Source organism: Pantoea sp. 22096, from assembly GCF_052045955.1.
Taxonomy (GTDB): Bacteria; Pseudomonadota; Gammaproteobacteria; order Enterobacterales; family Enterobacteriaceae; genus Pantoea; species Pantoea alfalfae.
This window is the reverse complement of sequence record NZ_JBQEPW010000002.1, coordinates 227,921-241,255: the sequence shown is the minus strand read 5'-3', so window position 1 is coordinate 241,255 and position 13,335 is coordinate 227,921. Positions and strand designations below refer to the sequence as shown.

Annotated in this window: 14 protein-coding genes; 5 read left to right on the top strand and 9 right to left on the bottom strand. The window is 56.7% G+C overall.

From position 1 onward, the window contains the following. Positions 1–9: 9 nt before the first annotated feature. From ACTJKZ_RS11370 to ACTJKZ_RS11360, 3 genes are all read right to left on the bottom strand, one after another. Entirely contained in the window at positions 10–264 is a 255-nt protein-coding gene (locus ACTJKZ_RS11370) for a XapX domain-containing protein (RefSeq protein ID WP_161734595.1), read from the bottom strand. Between the two features lie 2 nt (positions 265–266). Continuing rightward, entirely contained in the window at positions 267–488 is a 222-nt protein-coding gene (locus ACTJKZ_RS11365) for a DUF1427 family protein (protein ID WP_253418241.1), read from the bottom strand. Between the two features lie 62 nt (positions 489–550). After that, on the bottom strand, positions 551–1,243 hold the full coding sequence (locus ACTJKZ_RS11360; protein WP_010670331.1) for a hydrolase: 693 nt from the start codon (positions 1,241–1,243) through the stop codon (positions 551–553). A 289-nt stretch (positions 1,244–1,532) separates the two neighbouring features. Here ACTJKZ_RS11360 and ACTJKZ_RS11355 point away from each other — a divergent pair, with 289 nt between their 5' ends. From ACTJKZ_RS11355 to ACTJKZ_RS11340, 4 genes are read left to right on the top strand one after another with little or no spacing between them, the layout of a single operon-like run. Then, on the top strand, positions 1,533–3,410 hold the full coding sequence (locus ACTJKZ_RS11355; protein WP_440829591.1) for an amidohydrolase: 1,878 nt from the start codon (positions 1,533–1,535) through the stop codon (positions 3,408–3,410). A 2-nt stretch (positions 3,411–3,412) separates the two neighbouring features. Beyond that, complete coding sequence (locus ACTJKZ_RS11350; RefSeq protein ID WP_440829590.1) at positions 3,413–3,835, top strand: DoxX family protein; 423 nt, start codon at positions 3,413–3,415, stop codon at positions 3,833–3,835. Continuing rightward, positions 3,822–5,438, top strand: coding sequence for an MFS transporter (locus ACTJKZ_RS11345; RefSeq protein WP_440829589.1), 1,617 nt, complete (start codon positions 3,822–3,824; stop codon positions 5,436–5,438). The genes ACTJKZ_RS11350 and ACTJKZ_RS11345 overlap by 14 nt, the downstream gene beginning before the upstream one ends. 50 nt (positions 5,439–5,488) lie before the next feature. Further along, a complete protein-coding gene (locus ACTJKZ_RS11340) occupies positions 5,489–6,310 on the top strand; it encodes an alpha/beta fold hydrolase (protein ID WP_161734582.1) in 822 nt (273 codons plus the stop codon). A 41-nt stretch (positions 6,311–6,351) separates the two neighbouring features. Here the strand turns inward: ACTJKZ_RS11340 and ACTJKZ_RS11335 are convergent, their stop codons facing one another. From ACTJKZ_RS11335 to ACTJKZ_RS11315, 5 genes are all read right to left on the bottom strand, one after another. Continuing rightward, complete coding sequence (locus tag ACTJKZ_RS11335) at positions 6,352–7,077, bottom strand: pirin family protein (protein ID WP_161734580.1); 726 nt, start codon at positions 7,075–7,077, stop codon at positions 6,352–6,354. Between the two features lie 163 nt (positions 7,078–7,240). Beyond that, on the bottom strand, positions 7,241–8,221 hold the full coding sequence (locus ACTJKZ_RS11330; protein ID WP_161734578.1) for a LacI family DNA-binding transcriptional regulator: 981 nt from the start codon (positions 8,219–8,221) through the stop codon (positions 7,241–7,243). Positions 8,222–8,289: 68 nt separating this feature from the next. Continuing rightward, on the bottom strand, positions 8,290–9,351 hold the full coding sequence (locus tag ACTJKZ_RS11325) for a sugar phosphate isomerase/epimerase family protein (RefSeq protein WP_440829588.1): 1,062 nt from the start codon (positions 9,349–9,351) through the stop codon (positions 8,290–8,292). Beyond that, on the bottom strand, positions 9,338–10,606 hold the full coding sequence (locus ACTJKZ_RS11320) for an MFS transporter (protein ID WP_285088701.1): 1,269 nt from the start codon (positions 10,604–10,606) through the stop codon (positions 9,338–9,340). The genes ACTJKZ_RS11325 and ACTJKZ_RS11320 overlap by 14 nt, the downstream gene beginning before the upstream one ends. A 145-nt stretch (positions 10,607–10,751) precedes the next feature. Continuing rightward, entirely contained in the window at positions 10,752–11,663 is a 912-nt protein-coding gene (locus ACTJKZ_RS11315) for a DMT family transporter (protein ID WP_222925858.1), read from the bottom strand. A gap of 229 nt (positions 11,664–11,892) precedes the next feature. Here ACTJKZ_RS11315 and ACTJKZ_RS11310 point away from each other — a divergent pair, with 229 nt between their 5' ends. Further along, on the top strand, positions 11,893–12,909 hold the full coding sequence (locus tag ACTJKZ_RS11310; protein WP_440829587.1) for a lipoate--protein ligase A: 1,017 nt from the start codon (positions 11,893–11,895) through the stop codon (positions 12,907–12,909). Positions 12,910–13,091: 182 nt separating this feature from the next. Here the strand turns inward: ACTJKZ_RS11310 and cspE are convergent, their stop codons facing one another. Next, positions 13,092–13,304, bottom strand: a complete 213-nt coding sequence (gene cspE / locus ACTJKZ_RS11305; RefSeq protein ID WP_003855207.1) for a transcription antiterminator/RNA stability regulator CspE — start codon at positions 13,302–13,304, stop codon at positions 13,092–13,094. Between the last annotated feature and the right edge of the window lie 31 nt (positions 13,305–13,335).

Genomic DNA, 13,335 nt, shown 5'->3' with positions numbered 1-13,335 from the left:
CGCGAGGATTTAAGGGGTGTTATCGCCATCGGGTGGCGGTGTCCCACTGATTTTTGGCACACACTCATGGCGAAACCACTTCAGCGTCACCGGCTGACGGCGAAGCAGACGCTTAGCCAGCGGAATGATCTGTTCCCCCACCAGCATGCCGAACAGCCCCACCAGTGCAATAATCGGCGGAGCCGGAGAGTTGACGTTAATCAGCGCATAGATTACCCCGGCAAGCAGGCCCACCGCGAGAGAAATGATGTAGGATTTCAACATGTTCAGCTTGTCCGCAACAGGTATGTTTCAGGCTGAGCGCTGAGCGGCTGAAGGACGGTCGCATGCGCTGCTGGAATAACCGCCTGCATCAGCGCCCCGCCCAGTAACATTCCCAGCAGGCCCACCAGCGCAATCGCGGGCGGAGCGGGTGAACGTACTTTAAGCAGGCCATAAAACAGGCCAATCAACACCCCTGCTGCCAGGGAAAGAAGTAAAGGATTCATGACCGGACTCCTGTGCTGCCCGTCTGCTGACCGGCAGCGCGTGCCGATCAGCAGAGCGACCCTTAGCGGACCGGCGCGTGAACCGGTGCCAGAGTACGGTGTTCGCTTTTCTGACGTGATGGCGCTTTATGCACCATGGTGTAGGCGTAATCCACACCAATGCCATAGGCACCTGAATGCTCTTTGGCAATATTCATCACCGCATCGTAAGTGTCACGGTTAGCCCAGTCACGCTGCCACTCCAGCATCACCTGTTGCCAGGTCACCGGCACGACACCCGCCTGAATCATGCGCTGCATTGCGTAGTCGTGCGCTTCTTTGGTGGTGCCGCCTGACGCGTCGGCCACCATATAGATTTCGTAGTCGCCTTCCAGCATCGCGCACAGGGCAAAGCTATTGTTGCACACTTCCGTCCAGAGACCGGACACCACCACTTTTTTCTTGCCGTTCGCTGCCAGCGCGTCACGCACTTTCTGGTCATCCCAGGAGTTCATTGAGCTGCGCTCCAGAATGTCCTGACCAGGAAAGACATCCAGCAGTTCCGGATAAGTGTGACCCGAGAAGCTTTCGGTTTCGACCGTGGTGATGATGGTCGGGATGTTGAAGACTTTTGCCGCCTTCGCCAGCGCAACGGTGTTGTTTTTCAGCACCTGGCGGTCAATCGACTGCACGCCAAAGGCCATCTGCGGCTGCTGGTCGATGAAGATAATCTGGCTGTTATGTGGCGTGAGGACTTCAAGCTTTGCGTTGGACATGCGTTCACCCATAGAGGTTAAGTAACGGAATTTCCGCCAACTGGCGCGGAGCAAAAAGACGGTCAGGACAGGTTTATTAATCCTGCTGCTGACTTGTCTGGTCGCAGTGTAGGGCGAGGTGACACGGCAAACTATTATCTCTGCGTATAACTATACGAAGGTATAGGTATCCCTCTGTATAACTAGACGACCCATCAGCCCGCTCACCATAATCCGGCTTATTCGTGCCCTGCTTATTGCGGCACTTCCTGTCCCGCGCTGAGTCGGACAACCCCGTTGAGGAGGATCTATGGTTACGCTGGGTAAAGCAGAACTGATACTGACCCATGGCAAATTTCATACTGTTGACCGCAGCAATCCGGTCGCAGAAGCCGTGGCAATTCGTGATGGCAAATTTGTTGCGGTAGGTACGCTGGCAGAGGCGATGGAGTATCACTGTGACGGCACCAAAGTGATCGATCTGAAAGGTCACACCGCCGTGCCGGGCCTGAACGATTCACACCTGCACCTGATTCGTGGTGGTCTGAACTACAACCTTGAACTGCGATGGGAAGGCGTTCCGTCGGTTGCCGATGCGCTGCGGATGCTGAAAGAGCAGGCGCTGCGCACGCCGTCACCGCAGTGGGTGCGTGTGGTAGGCGGCTGGACCGAGTTCCAGTTTGCCGAGCGCCGGATGCCGACGCTGGATGAGATCAACGAGGCTGCCCCCGATACGCCAGTCTTCGTGCTGCATCTTTATGACCGCGCCCTGCTCAACCGCGCCGCACTGAAAGTCGTCGGCTATACCAAAGAGACGCCGAACCCGCCGGGTGGTGAAATCCAGCGAGACAGTAACGGTAATCCCACCGGTCTGCTGATCGCCCGTCCCAATGCGATGATCCTCTACGCCACGCTGGCGAAAGGCCCGAAACTGCCGCTGGAACAGCAGATCAACTCGACCCGCCAGTTTATGCGCGAGCTGAATCGACTGGGCCTGACCAGCGCCATTGATGCGGGCGGTGGCTTCCAGAACTATCCCGAAGATTACGAAGTGATCGCTGAACTGCATCAGAAAAAGCAGATGACGCTGCGTATCGCCTACAACCTCTTCACGCAGCGTCCGGGTCATGAACTGGAAGATTTTGAGAAGTGGACGGACATGCTGACGCCAGGCCAGGGCAGCGACTATTTCCGTCACAACGGCGCAGGCGAAATGCTGGTGTTCTCGGCCGCCGACTTCGAAGATTTTCTGGAGCCACGTCCGGACTTAGCGCCTGGCATGGAGGATGAACTGGAGCGCGTGGTGCGTCATCTGGTGGAACATCGCTGGCCTTTCCGTCTGCATGCAACTTATGACGAGTCGATCAGCCGGATGCTGGATGTCTTTGAGAAGGTCAACCGCGATATCCCGTTTAATGGTCTGCACTGGTTCTTTGACCACGCGGAAACGGTCACTCAGCGCAATATCGATCGTATCAAAGCGCTGGGCGGTGGCATTGCGGTGCAGCATCGCATGGCATTCCAGGGCGAATACTTTGCTGAACGCTACGGCATTGAAGCCACCCGCCACACCCCGCCGGTACAGAAAATGCTGGAAACCGGCGTCCCGGTCGGACTCGGCACCGACGCAACCCGCGTCGCCAGCTACAACCCCTGGACCGCGCTCTACTGGCTGGTTTCTGGTCGCACCGTGGGCGGCATGCAGATGTATGACGTCAATGCCCGCCTTGACCGTGAAACGGCGCTGATGCTCTGGACACAGGGCAGCGCCTGGTTCTCCAGCGAACAAAATAAAAAAGGTCGGATTCAGGTAGGTCTTCTGGCGGATCTGGCCGTGCTGAGCAAAGATTTCTTCAGCGTGCCGGAAGAGGAAATTAAAGGCATTGAGTCGGTGCTGACCGTGGTGGATGGCAATATTGTCTATGCCGCCGGTTCGTTCAGCGCGGATGCACCGCCCGCGATTCCGGTCCTGCCTGAGTGGTCGCCAGTGGTAAACGTGCCGGGTCACTATCGCAGCGCCCCGCCAGTTGCGCAGAGCCGTGCAGGCATGATGCCCGCCGTCCACCACTGCAGCGGCCCGTGCGGGGTTCATCAACACTCGCATGAGATCGCCCGGGGTTCCAGTGTACCGGTCGCCGAAGATAACGCCTTCTGGGGCGCGCTCGGCTGCAGCTGCTTCGCGTTTTAATCATGAATAACGCTAGGGATCTGTCGCCCCGTATCAATGCGGGGCTGTTCTTCCTGCGCCTGACCGGCAGCCTGCTGCTGTTGCAGGTGCATGGGCTGCCGAAAATTCTGCATTTCAGCGAAGAACTGACGCGTATAGAAGACCCGTTTGGTCTGGGACCGATGATGAGCCTGCTGCCAGCGATAGTGGCAGAAGTCATCTGCCCGATCTTTATTATTCTCGGCTGGGGTAGCCGGATTGCCTGCCTGCCGATCATCGCGGTGCTGCTGGTCGCGATGCTGATGGTACACCCTGGCTGGTCACTGGCGGAAGGCCAGTTCGGCTGGCTGCTGCTCATTATCTTTACCACGCTGGCGCTGACCGGGCCTGGCGGCTGGCGAATCAGCGCGGTGAAACATCAGGGGGTTCGTCATGGCACAGGTTAATGATATCCACCAGCTCGAGCAGGAACAGCCTGCGGGTGAGGTTTCACCGCTACAGCCGCTGCGTCAGCCGGTGTTCCGCATGCTGTGGATCGCCACCGTCGTCTCCAATATCGGTTCATGGATGAACGATGTGGGTGTGAACTGGAGCATGCTGACGCTGAGTGCCGACCCGCTGGCCGTGGCGCTGGTGCAGGCGGCCAGCAGCCTGCCGATGTTTCTGTTCGCGCTGCCCTCAGGCGTAATGGCGGATATCGTTGACCGCCGCAAATATCTGCTGTTTTCCCAGCTCTGGACCTTTATCGCCGCGGCCGGGCTGACGGTGCTGGCCTGGACCGGCCATGTAACCCCTGAAGTACTGCTGGGCGCTGCCTTTTTGCTGAGCGCGGGTGCCGCCATGAGTTCGCCGCCCTTCCAGGCGATCGTGCCGGATCTGGTGACTAAACAGGAACTGGGTCCAGCCATTGCCCTTAAGTCGCTCGGCATTAATATCAGTCGCGCCATCGGTCCGGCGCTGGGCGGCCTGATCCTCTCATTCACCGGGCCCTGGATGGTTTTCCTGCTCAATGCGTTGTCCGTGCTGGGCGTGACCTGGGTGCTCTGGCGCTGGAAAGCAGAACCCAGCGTGCAGCGCCTCCCGCCCGAGCACTTCTTCCCGGCGGTGCGTGCCGGTCTGCGCTATGTGCATGCGGCACCAGTGTTGCGTAACGTGCTTGTGCGGACCTTCGCGTTCTTCCTGTTTGGCAGCGCAGGCTGGGCTTTGCTGCCATTGGTGGCGCGTCGTGAACTCGGCCTCGGCCCTGGCGGCTACGGCATTATGCTGGCCTGCATCGGTGTCGGCGCGATAACCGGTGCCGTCCTGCTGCCGCGTCTGCGTCGTCGCCTGAGTTCCGATCGCCTGATGGTGCTTGCCAGTCTGATCTTTGCCCTGACTATGCTGGCGCTGGCCTTTGTGCGGCACTTCTGGCTGCTGAATGCGTTTGAGTTCTTCACCGGCTTTGCCTGGATCGCGGTGCTGTCGACGCTGAATCTTGGCGCACAGCGCAGCGCCGCGAAGTGGGTGAAAGCGCGTGCGCTGGCGGTTTATCTGACGGTGTTCTTTGGTTCGATGACCGCAGGCAGCGCCCTCTGGGGACAGCTCGCCTCGCACTTCGGCATTCCGCTGTCGCTCTGCATCGCCGCGCTGGGCATGGTACTGGCCAGCAGTACCGTCTGGCGCTGGCGGCTCGATCAGGATCCCGATCTCAATCTCGATATGATTGGTGACGGCGTCAATGCGCCTGCGCTGGATATTCGTCACGAACGCGGGCCGGTTATGGTGAATTACGAATACCGGATTACTATTGATGATGTACATGCTTTTACAGTCTGCATGCAGGATATGCGGCGGGTCAGACGCCGCGGTGGCGCCATCAACTGGTCACTGTATGAAGATATTCTGCAGCCCGGCATTTTCGTTGAAACGTTTGTGGTCGGTTCCTGGGTCGAACATCTGCGTCAGAAAGAGCGCTACACCATCAACGACAAAAAAATAGAGCGGCGGGTTTTCGCTTTTCATCAGGGCGAGCGCTCACCCGAGGTACGCTATCTGGTGGCGCCAGTGTAACTGGCGCAGTACCAACTTCTCATCTATCACGTCATACAGAGGGCAATACTATGAGCACTTTTAAAACGACCGACGGCACACAGATTTACTTCAAGGACTGGGGAACCGGTAAGCCTGTATTATTCAGCCACGGCTGGCCGCTGGATGCCGACATGTGGGACAGCCAGATGAAATTCCTGGCCGATAACGGCTATCGGGTGATTGCGTTTGACCGTCGTGGCTTTGGCCGCTCTGACCAGCCCTGGACCGGCAATAACTACGATACCTTTGCTTCAGATATTAACGATTTGATCACCCATCTTGACCTGCAGAACGTGACGCTGGTGGGCTTCTCCATGGGTGGCGGCGACGTTACGCGCTACATCGGCAGCTACGGCAGCGATCGCGTCGCGGCGCTGGTGCTGCTCGGTGCCGTTACGCCTATCTTTGGCAAAACGGCAGACTACCCGCAGGGTGTCGATATGTCGGTATTCGAGGGGATTCGTGATGGCCTGCTCAAAGATCGCGCGCAGTTTATCAAAGAGTTCGCTACGCCGTTCTACGGCACCAACGCCGGGCAGACTGTTTCAGATGGCGTGATGACGCAGACGCTGAATATCGCGTTGCTGGCTTCGCTAAAAAGTACCGTGGACTGCGTTACCGCGTTTGCGGAAACCGATTTCCGTGCCGACGTAGCGAAAGTCAATGTGCCAACGCTGGTGATCCATGGCAGCAACGACCAGATCGTGCCGTTTGAATCCACCGGCAAAGTGGCGGCGGAGATGATTGAGGGTGCTGAACTCAAGGTTTATGACAATGCGCCGCATGGTTTCGCGGTGACGCATCAGGATCAACTGAACCAGGATCTGCTGGCGTTTCTTAACGCGCAGTGATGCAAAAAAAACTGCGCGGTGAAAGCCGCGCAGTTTTCATTTTAACGGGTTGGATGATTCACTTCGTTGGGACGCAGATCGAATAACAACACCTCCGCTCCTTCACCGTGACTGAACGACAGCGTTTTCTCATTGCGAACCCGCGCACCGTCTCCGGCATTAAATTGCAGGCCATTTACCCTGACACTGCCGCGCGCCACATGAATATACGCATAGCGGTCGTCCGGCAGCGTGATCGTCTGCTGCTCATCGCCCTGGAACAGTCCCGCATAGATGCGAATATCCTGGCGTACCCGTAATGCCCCGTTTTCACCTTCCGGCGAAATAATCAGTCGCAAATTACCGCGTTTATCCGCTTCGGTGACGGAGATCTGCTGGTAGCCTGGCGGCGTGTTCTTCTCAGCAGGAACTACCCAAATCTGCAGGAAATGCACGCCCTCAGTACCAGAGTGGTTAAACTCACTGTGGGTCACACCACTGCCCGCACTCATCAACTGCACGTCGCCGGGAACAATCACCGAGCCGGTGCCCATTGAGTCTTTGTGCTCCAGCGCGCCTTCCAGCACATAAGAGATAATCTCCATGTTGCTGTGCGGATGAGCACCAAAACCACGCCCTTTAGCGACGCGATCATCGTTGATCACCAGCAGATCAGAGAAGCCCGCCTGTTTTGGGTCCCAGTAGTTTGCAAAAGAGAAGGTGTGACGTGAATTCAGCCAGCCGTGATCGCCCACACCGCGTTGCTCTGACAATCTTTGCTCAATCATATTCTGCCCCTTCGTTGATTCGGGAAGTGCGAATGCCCTTCGATGGAAACAGCATATAAGTAAACAAGAGAGTCACACAATGGTGTGAACGGGCAATCACTGTCGCTTTTTAGTGGACAATAGAGGCGTCGTTAAATTGGGAAAAGGCTGGCGGGTCATGCTTTCAGCTGCTGCACCGCACCACCAGCTCACCCTGCATGATCACACATTGTGAAGGCGCATCGGGCCGGGTGATTTTCTGCAACACCAGTTCACAGGCCCGGCGACCTATTTCCTTAGAGGGTTGCGCCAGGGTGGTCAGTGGCGGCGATACCATTTCAGCCAGTTCGCTGCCGTCAAACCCTACTACGCCGATATCGTCAGGTATCCGCAACCCCGCCTGCTGAATTGCCGTCATGGCGCCAGCGGCAAGCGTATCAGACACGGCAAACACCGCATCAGGAATGGTTTTGTCCGCCAGCAACTGCTCCATCGCCGCTTTTCCGGCGCTAAAGCTTAACTCGCTGGCGTAGGCAATCGCCTCCCAGGTCAGGTGCTGTTCTTTGATCTGGCGGGTATAGCCCTGCTGACGCAGTCGGGCATATCGATAGCGGAGGTCGTGATTAATTAACGCGATGCGCTGCCGTCCCCGTGCCGCAAGGAACTGCACCACTGACTGCGCAGCGACGTCATCATCAATACCGACGCAGGAGACCTGCCCGGTGTCATCATGTTCGGCACACTGAACCCAGGGGGCCGCGCCTATCAGCTGGCTCAGCTCCGGCAGCTTGCTGAAGGCATCCATCGTAATGATGCCATCCACCATTTTGCCGGAAAGCAGTTGCAGACTGGATCGCGAACGTTCTATCTCCGCGCCCGAGTTGCACAGCAGGATGCGATAACCATTTTTCTCGGCGTGCGCCTCTATGCCTTTAACCACTTCGGCGCAGAACGGGTTGGAGATATCTGAAACCAGCACCAGAATCATCGCGCTGCGCGCCGTGCGTAGCTGGCGTGCCAGCAGGTTAGGCTGATAATGGCTTTCTTCGATGGCCGCCAGGACTTTCTGGCGATTAGCTGGTTTTACGCTGTCGCTGTTATTCAACACCCGGGAAACCGTAGCAACTGAAACACCCGCCATCCGGGCGATTTTCTGAACAGACATAACGATCCTTCTGTTTTAATGCGTGTAAAGCCGACTCACCGCTCATCCGCTGAATCCACATGGCCACCTCAGACGTCGCGATCCAGCCCCAGCTGGTGGCGTATCGATGGGGCGTTCTCTGCTAAAGCAAAATCATCAAACGCGCGGTCAGCCACGGGAATAATATGGCGACGGATAAACGCTGCACCTTCACGCGCCCCGGTTTCGCCCTCTTTCAGGCAGCACTCCCACTCCAGCACCGCCCAGCCATCATAGTCATACTGTGCCAGCTTGCTGAAAATACGACCAAAGTCGATCTGGCCATCGCCCGGCGAGCGAAAGCGTCCGGTCCGTGCCAGCCAGGGCTGATAACCGCCATAGACGCCGCTGCGTCCGTTAAGCTGATATTCAGCATCCTTAACGTGAAAGGCTTTGATACGCGGATGGTAGAGGTCGATAAACTGCAGATAGTCGATGTGTTGCAACAGCAGATGGCTGGGGTCGAACAGAATATTGCAGCGCGGATGGTGATTCACCTCCGCCAGAAAACGCTCAAACGTAACACCGTCATGCAGGTCTTCGCCGGGATGAATCTCATAGCAGAGGTCAATGCCATGCTGGTCAAATACATCCATCACCGGTAGCCAGCGCCTTGCCAGCTCAGCAAACGCCTCATCAAACAGCGCTTCATGATGCGGCGGCCAGGGATAGAACCAGGGCCAGGCGAGTGAGCCGGAAAAGGTGGCGTGGGCGCGCAAACCTAACTTCTCAGAGGCCGCGGCCGCCTTTTTCAGGGTGGCGATAGCCCAGTCAGTGCGCCGGACGGGATCGCCGCGCAATGCCGCTGGGGCAAAATTATCAAAAGCCATGTCATAGGCCGGGTTAACGGCAACCAGTTGCCCTTCGAGATGGGTAGACAGCTCGCTGATCTCCAGCCCAAAACCGGCCAGCAATCCCCGTACCTCATCGCAATAGGTCTGGCTGACCGCTGCCTGCTCAAGGTCGAAAATAGCGGGCTGGTGACAGGGGATCTGCAGCGCCCGGTATCCCAGCGCGGCGGCCCACTCCGCCAGACCCGCCAGGGAATTAAATGGCGGCTGCGAGTTGATGAACTGCGACAGGAAGATGCCCGGTCCCTTAACTGTTTTCATTAGTAACTCCTGTTTTTGCTACCGCCTCATCACGATATTTAAACGAGAAGAAGAAAATAATCGCGATCAGCGCGGCGGCAACGGCGGGGATCCACCAGAAGAGTGCCCAGCTCTGCGCGCTGACGTTACCTGCAACCAGATGGTTGTAGAGCGCGCCAGAGATTTGCGATCCCAGCAGCATGCCGATGCCGTAGGTGAACATCACCACCATGCTCTGCGCCTGCCCTTTTACCTTTTCACCGGCAATCCGATCGGTATAGATGAAGCCCACCACGAAGAAGAAGTCATAGCAGATGCCATGTAGCAGAATGCCGAGGTAGATCAGCGTGCGCGTCTCATCACTCATGCCCAGCGCAAACAGGGCATAGCGGACAAACCACGCCGTCATCCCAATCAGCAGCATGTACTTCACACCCAGGCGACGAAATAGCAGCGGGATGATCAGCATGAAGGCAATTTCAGACATCTGCCCCAGTGACATTAGCGTGCTGACTTCGCGGATACCGGCATCCGCCAGCCAGGAAGCAGTAAACGCGTAGTAGGTGCCAAGTGGAATGGAGATCAGGGTGGCACACAGTGCAAAGACCATGAAATGCCGCAGCCGCAGCAAGGCGAAGGCGTCGGCGCAGAAGAGATCGCGGACTTTTAACGGTAAACCTTTAGCCGGTGCCGGTGTGTGAGGCAACGTCAGGCTATAAATGGCCAGCAGGACTGAACAGAGTGCCGCCAGCTGGAACACCGCCACGCTGTCTGCAATGCCGGTCACGCCGATAAAGATCCCCGCCACGATCCAGCCGATAGTGCCGAAGACCCTGACGATGGGGAAACTCTTCTCACTGCTGGCGAGACTGTGAAAGGCGATGTTATTCGAGAGCGCCAGCGTCGGCATAAAGCAGAGAGTATAGCCAAATAACAGGGCGATCAGCAACGCGCCATTCTCTGCGATCAGTGCCTGCGGCACGAACCAGAGAATCGCTGCGCCCGCCAGATTCATGACGGCCATCACTTTCTGCGAGGGAAAGAAACGATCCACCAGCATACCGAGCACAAACGGCGAGAGAATCGACGCGATAGGCCCGGCCGAAAACGCATCCCCAATCAGCAACGGCATATTGTGACGGGTCATCACCAGCCCCAGCGTTACCGACCAGCTGCCCCAGATAAAGAACTGCATAAACATCATCAGTGAAAGACGCGGCACCAGCAGCTTATGCTGCACCCGCTGACCTGCACTCTCCTGCACCGTTGCAATCATGAGAACCTCACGAATAAGTAATCGATTACTTTATGCCGGATTTAAAAGTAATCGATTACAACCGTTCATTCTTTCGCCGCGCTCACAAATTGTTAACTGTACGTTATTATCCTTTTGTTATTCAGCATTCTGATGCGTGCTCTGCTCAGGTCGTAATATCCGCTACCCGCGCTTTACGAAAGCGGTAGCGCTCATACAGCACTGAATAGAGGCCGCCGCACACCACCAGAACCGCACCGATCACCGTGGTGGTAGTCGGCAGGTTACCCAGCAACAGATACCCCACCGCGACTGACCAGAGCAGCGTGGTGTAGTCGAACGGAGCCAGCAGGGAGGCTTCTGCGTACCGCAGGCTCAGGGTCATCAGAATCTGCGTGATTCCGCCCAGCAGCCCGCATCCTATCAGTAGCGCTACCTGATTACCGTGCGGCACTTTCCAGCCGCCCGGCAGCGTGACCAGCGACGTTATCGCTGTGGTGACGGCGAACCAGAAGGCGATGGCGCCCGGTTTCTCTTTGCCGTTAAGAAACCGAATCTGGACCAGTGCACAGGCGGTACAGAAGGCTGCCATCAGCGCCAGCAGAATGCCCGCCGACGCGGAGAGCGAGAATGCTGCCGACTGCGTCAGCGAAAGATGCCCGGAAAACATCACCAGAATGCCGCTGAAACCGGTAAAGACCGCCACCCAGCGATGGTGGCGCACTTTTTCACGCAGCAGCAATGCCGCCAGCAGCACGGTAAATAGCGGTGCGGCATAGTTAATCGCGGTAGCGTCGGTCAGGGAAATATAGAGCAGCGACAGGTAGCTGAAATAGAGACCACCGGTTCCGGCCAGCCCGCGCACAAAATGCCCGCGAATATTACGGGTGCGGATGCCCTCCAGCACGCTGCCCTGAACGCGTAGCCAGATGAGCAGTGGAACCAGTGCCAGCAGCGAGCGGAAAAATATCACTTCGCCGACCGGTATTGCGCCATCCAGCCCTTTTACACAGGCCAGCATCAGCGTTGAGCTCAACGCAGCTGTGATCTTCATCGCGATGCCAGCGGACGCGTTCATAAGTTTTTTAATCTCATCGGGGAAAATAAGCAGTAAAATCAGCAGACTCAGACAATATACTGGCACAATGTTCTACAGCAATGTGCCGTGATTGCGCCGCAGACGGCATTTTATCTTTTTTTGCCGCAGCATCACGGCATGAAGAGGCATGTGAGTCCGCGTCCGTGCTGGTAGACTCTGCGTTCTGCCTGCTTTACGGGCCGCTTCTCATAAGGATCGGGAGTTACTGATGTCCACGCTGCGTTTACTGTTATCTGAATCCAATGATCCCTGGTTTAATCTGGCGGTCGAAGAGTGCATTTTCCGGCAGATGCCTGCCACCCAGCGGGTGCTGTTCCTGTGGCGGAATGCGGAAACGGTGGTGATTGGACGGGCGCAGAACCCGTGGAAAGAGTGCAATACCCGGCGCATGACGGAAGATGGCATCCGTCTGGCGCGTCGCAGCAGCGGCGGTGGCGCGGTGTTTCACGACCTCGGTAACTGCTGTTTTACCTTTATGGCCGGCAAGCCGGAGTACGATAAAAGCGTTTCAACTGCCATTATCCTGCACGCACTGAACGCGCTGGGTGTTCCGGCGGAAGCGTCCGGCCGTAACGATTTAGTGGTGAACACCGCTGACGGACTGCGCAAAATCTCCGGGTCTGCGTATCGTGAAACGCCGGATCGCGGTTTTCATCACGGCACTATTCTGATGGATGCCGATCTTTCCCGGCTGGCAGATTACCTTAATCCTGATGTCAAGAAACTGCAGGCTAAAGGGATTACGTCAGTGCGCGCCAGGGTTGCTAATCTGACGGAGTTAACGCCCGGTATCAGCTATCAGGCGATCTGCTCAGCCGTGACAGACGCCTTTTTTGCACATTTCGGCGAGCAGTGTGAGCCGGAGATGATCTCCCCCGATGCCCTGCCCGACCTGCCTGGATTCACTGAGCAGTTCGCAAAGCAGAGTAGCTGGGCATGGAATTTCGGTCAGGCACCTGCCTTCTCGCATCTGCTGGACCAGCGTTTTATCTGGGGCGGTGTGGAGATTCACTTCGATGTCGAACGCGGCGTGATCAGCCGCTGTCAGATTTTCAGCGACAGCCTCAATCCCGCGCCGCTCGAAGCGCTGGCCCAGCGGATGCAGAACGTCACATACCGGCCCGATGCACTGGACCAGGTCCTGAATCTGCTGATAGCCGATTTCCCGGCACAACAGGCGGAGCTGACAGAATTGCAGCAATGGCTGATCGCAAGCTTAAGGTGAACAGGCTCAGTCTGATACTGGCCCGCGCGAAACGCTGTTGTGGGCAAAAACTTCGCGAAAGTTTTCAGCCAGACATAAACGCAAAAAACCCGCACAAGGCGGGTTTTTTTATTATCAATTCAGGCTTATCTGCTCGGGCTATTGCCGTCATCGCGATTGTAAGCGTTATTGATAACAGAGGCTTACATAGGGACTACGTTTGCCGCTGAAGGACCTTTAGCGCCGTTTTCAATAGTGAATTCGACCTGCTGGCCTTCGTCCAGAGTTTTATAGTCGTTGCTCTGGATTGCAGAGAAATGTACGAATACATCTTTGCTGCCGTCCTGAGGAGAGATAAAACCGAAACCTTTACCCGCGTCAAACCATTTTACTAAACCAGTCATTTTATTAGACATCGATAATTCCTTAATTTATGAGCCACTAAGT

Excerpts from the sequence above, each read along its gene's own strand:
- ACTJKZ_RS11320 (WP_285088701.1), bottom strand. The coding sequence starts at position 10,606 with ATGATTGCAACGGTGCAGGAGAGTGCAGGTCAGCGGGTGCAGCATAAG.
- ACTJKZ_RS11345 (WP_440829589.1), top strand. The coding sequence starts at position 3,822 with ATGGCACAGGTTAATGATATCCACCAGCTCGAGCAGGAACAGCCTGCG.
- ACTJKZ_RS11350 (WP_440829590.1), top strand. The coding sequence starts at position 3,413 with ATGAATAACGCTAGGGATCTGTCGCCCCGTATCAATGCGGGGCTGTTC.
- ACTJKZ_RS11365 (WP_253418241.1), bottom strand. The coding sequence starts at position 488 with ATGAATCCTTTACTTCTTTCCCTGGCAGCAGGGGTGTTGATTGGCCTG.
- ACTJKZ_RS11325 (WP_440829588.1), bottom strand. The coding sequence starts at position 9,351 with ATGAAAACAGTTAAGGGACCGGGCATCTTCCTGTCGCAGTTCATCAAC.
- ACTJKZ_RS11315 (WP_222925858.1), bottom strand. The coding sequence starts at position 11,663 with ATGAACGCGTCCGCTGGCATCGCGATGAAGATCACAGCTGCGTTGAGC.
- ACTJKZ_RS11335 (WP_161734580.1), bottom strand. The coding sequence starts at position 7,077 with ATGATTGAGCAAAGATTGTCAGAGCAACGCGGTGTGGGCGATCACGGC.
- ACTJKZ_RS11310 (WP_440829587.1), top strand. The coding sequence starts at position 11,893 with ATGTCCACGCTGCGTTTACTGTTATCTGAATCCAATGATCCCTGGTTT.
- cspE (WP_003855207.1), bottom strand. The coding sequence starts at position 13,304 with ATGTCTAATAAAATGACTGGTTTAGTAAAATGGTTTGACGCGGGTAAA.
- ACTJKZ_RS11330 (WP_161734578.1), bottom strand. The coding sequence starts at position 8,221 with ATGTCTGTTCAGAAAATCGCCCGGATGGCGGGTGTTTCAGTTGCTACG.
- ACTJKZ_RS11355 (WP_440829591.1), top strand. The coding sequence starts at position 1,533 with ATGGTTACGCTGGGTAAAGCAGAACTGATACTGACCCATGGCAAATTT.
- ACTJKZ_RS11370 (WP_161734595.1), bottom strand. The coding sequence starts at position 264 with ATGTTGAAATCCTACATCATTTCTCTCGCGGTGGGCCTGCTTGCCGGG.
- ACTJKZ_RS11340 (WP_161734582.1), top strand. The coding sequence starts at position 5,489 with ATGAGCACTTTTAAAACGACCGACGGCACACAGATTTACTTCAAGGAC.
- ACTJKZ_RS11360 (WP_010670331.1), bottom strand. The coding sequence starts at position 1,243 with ATGTCCAACGCAAAGCTTGAAGTCCTCACGCCACATAACAGCCAGATT.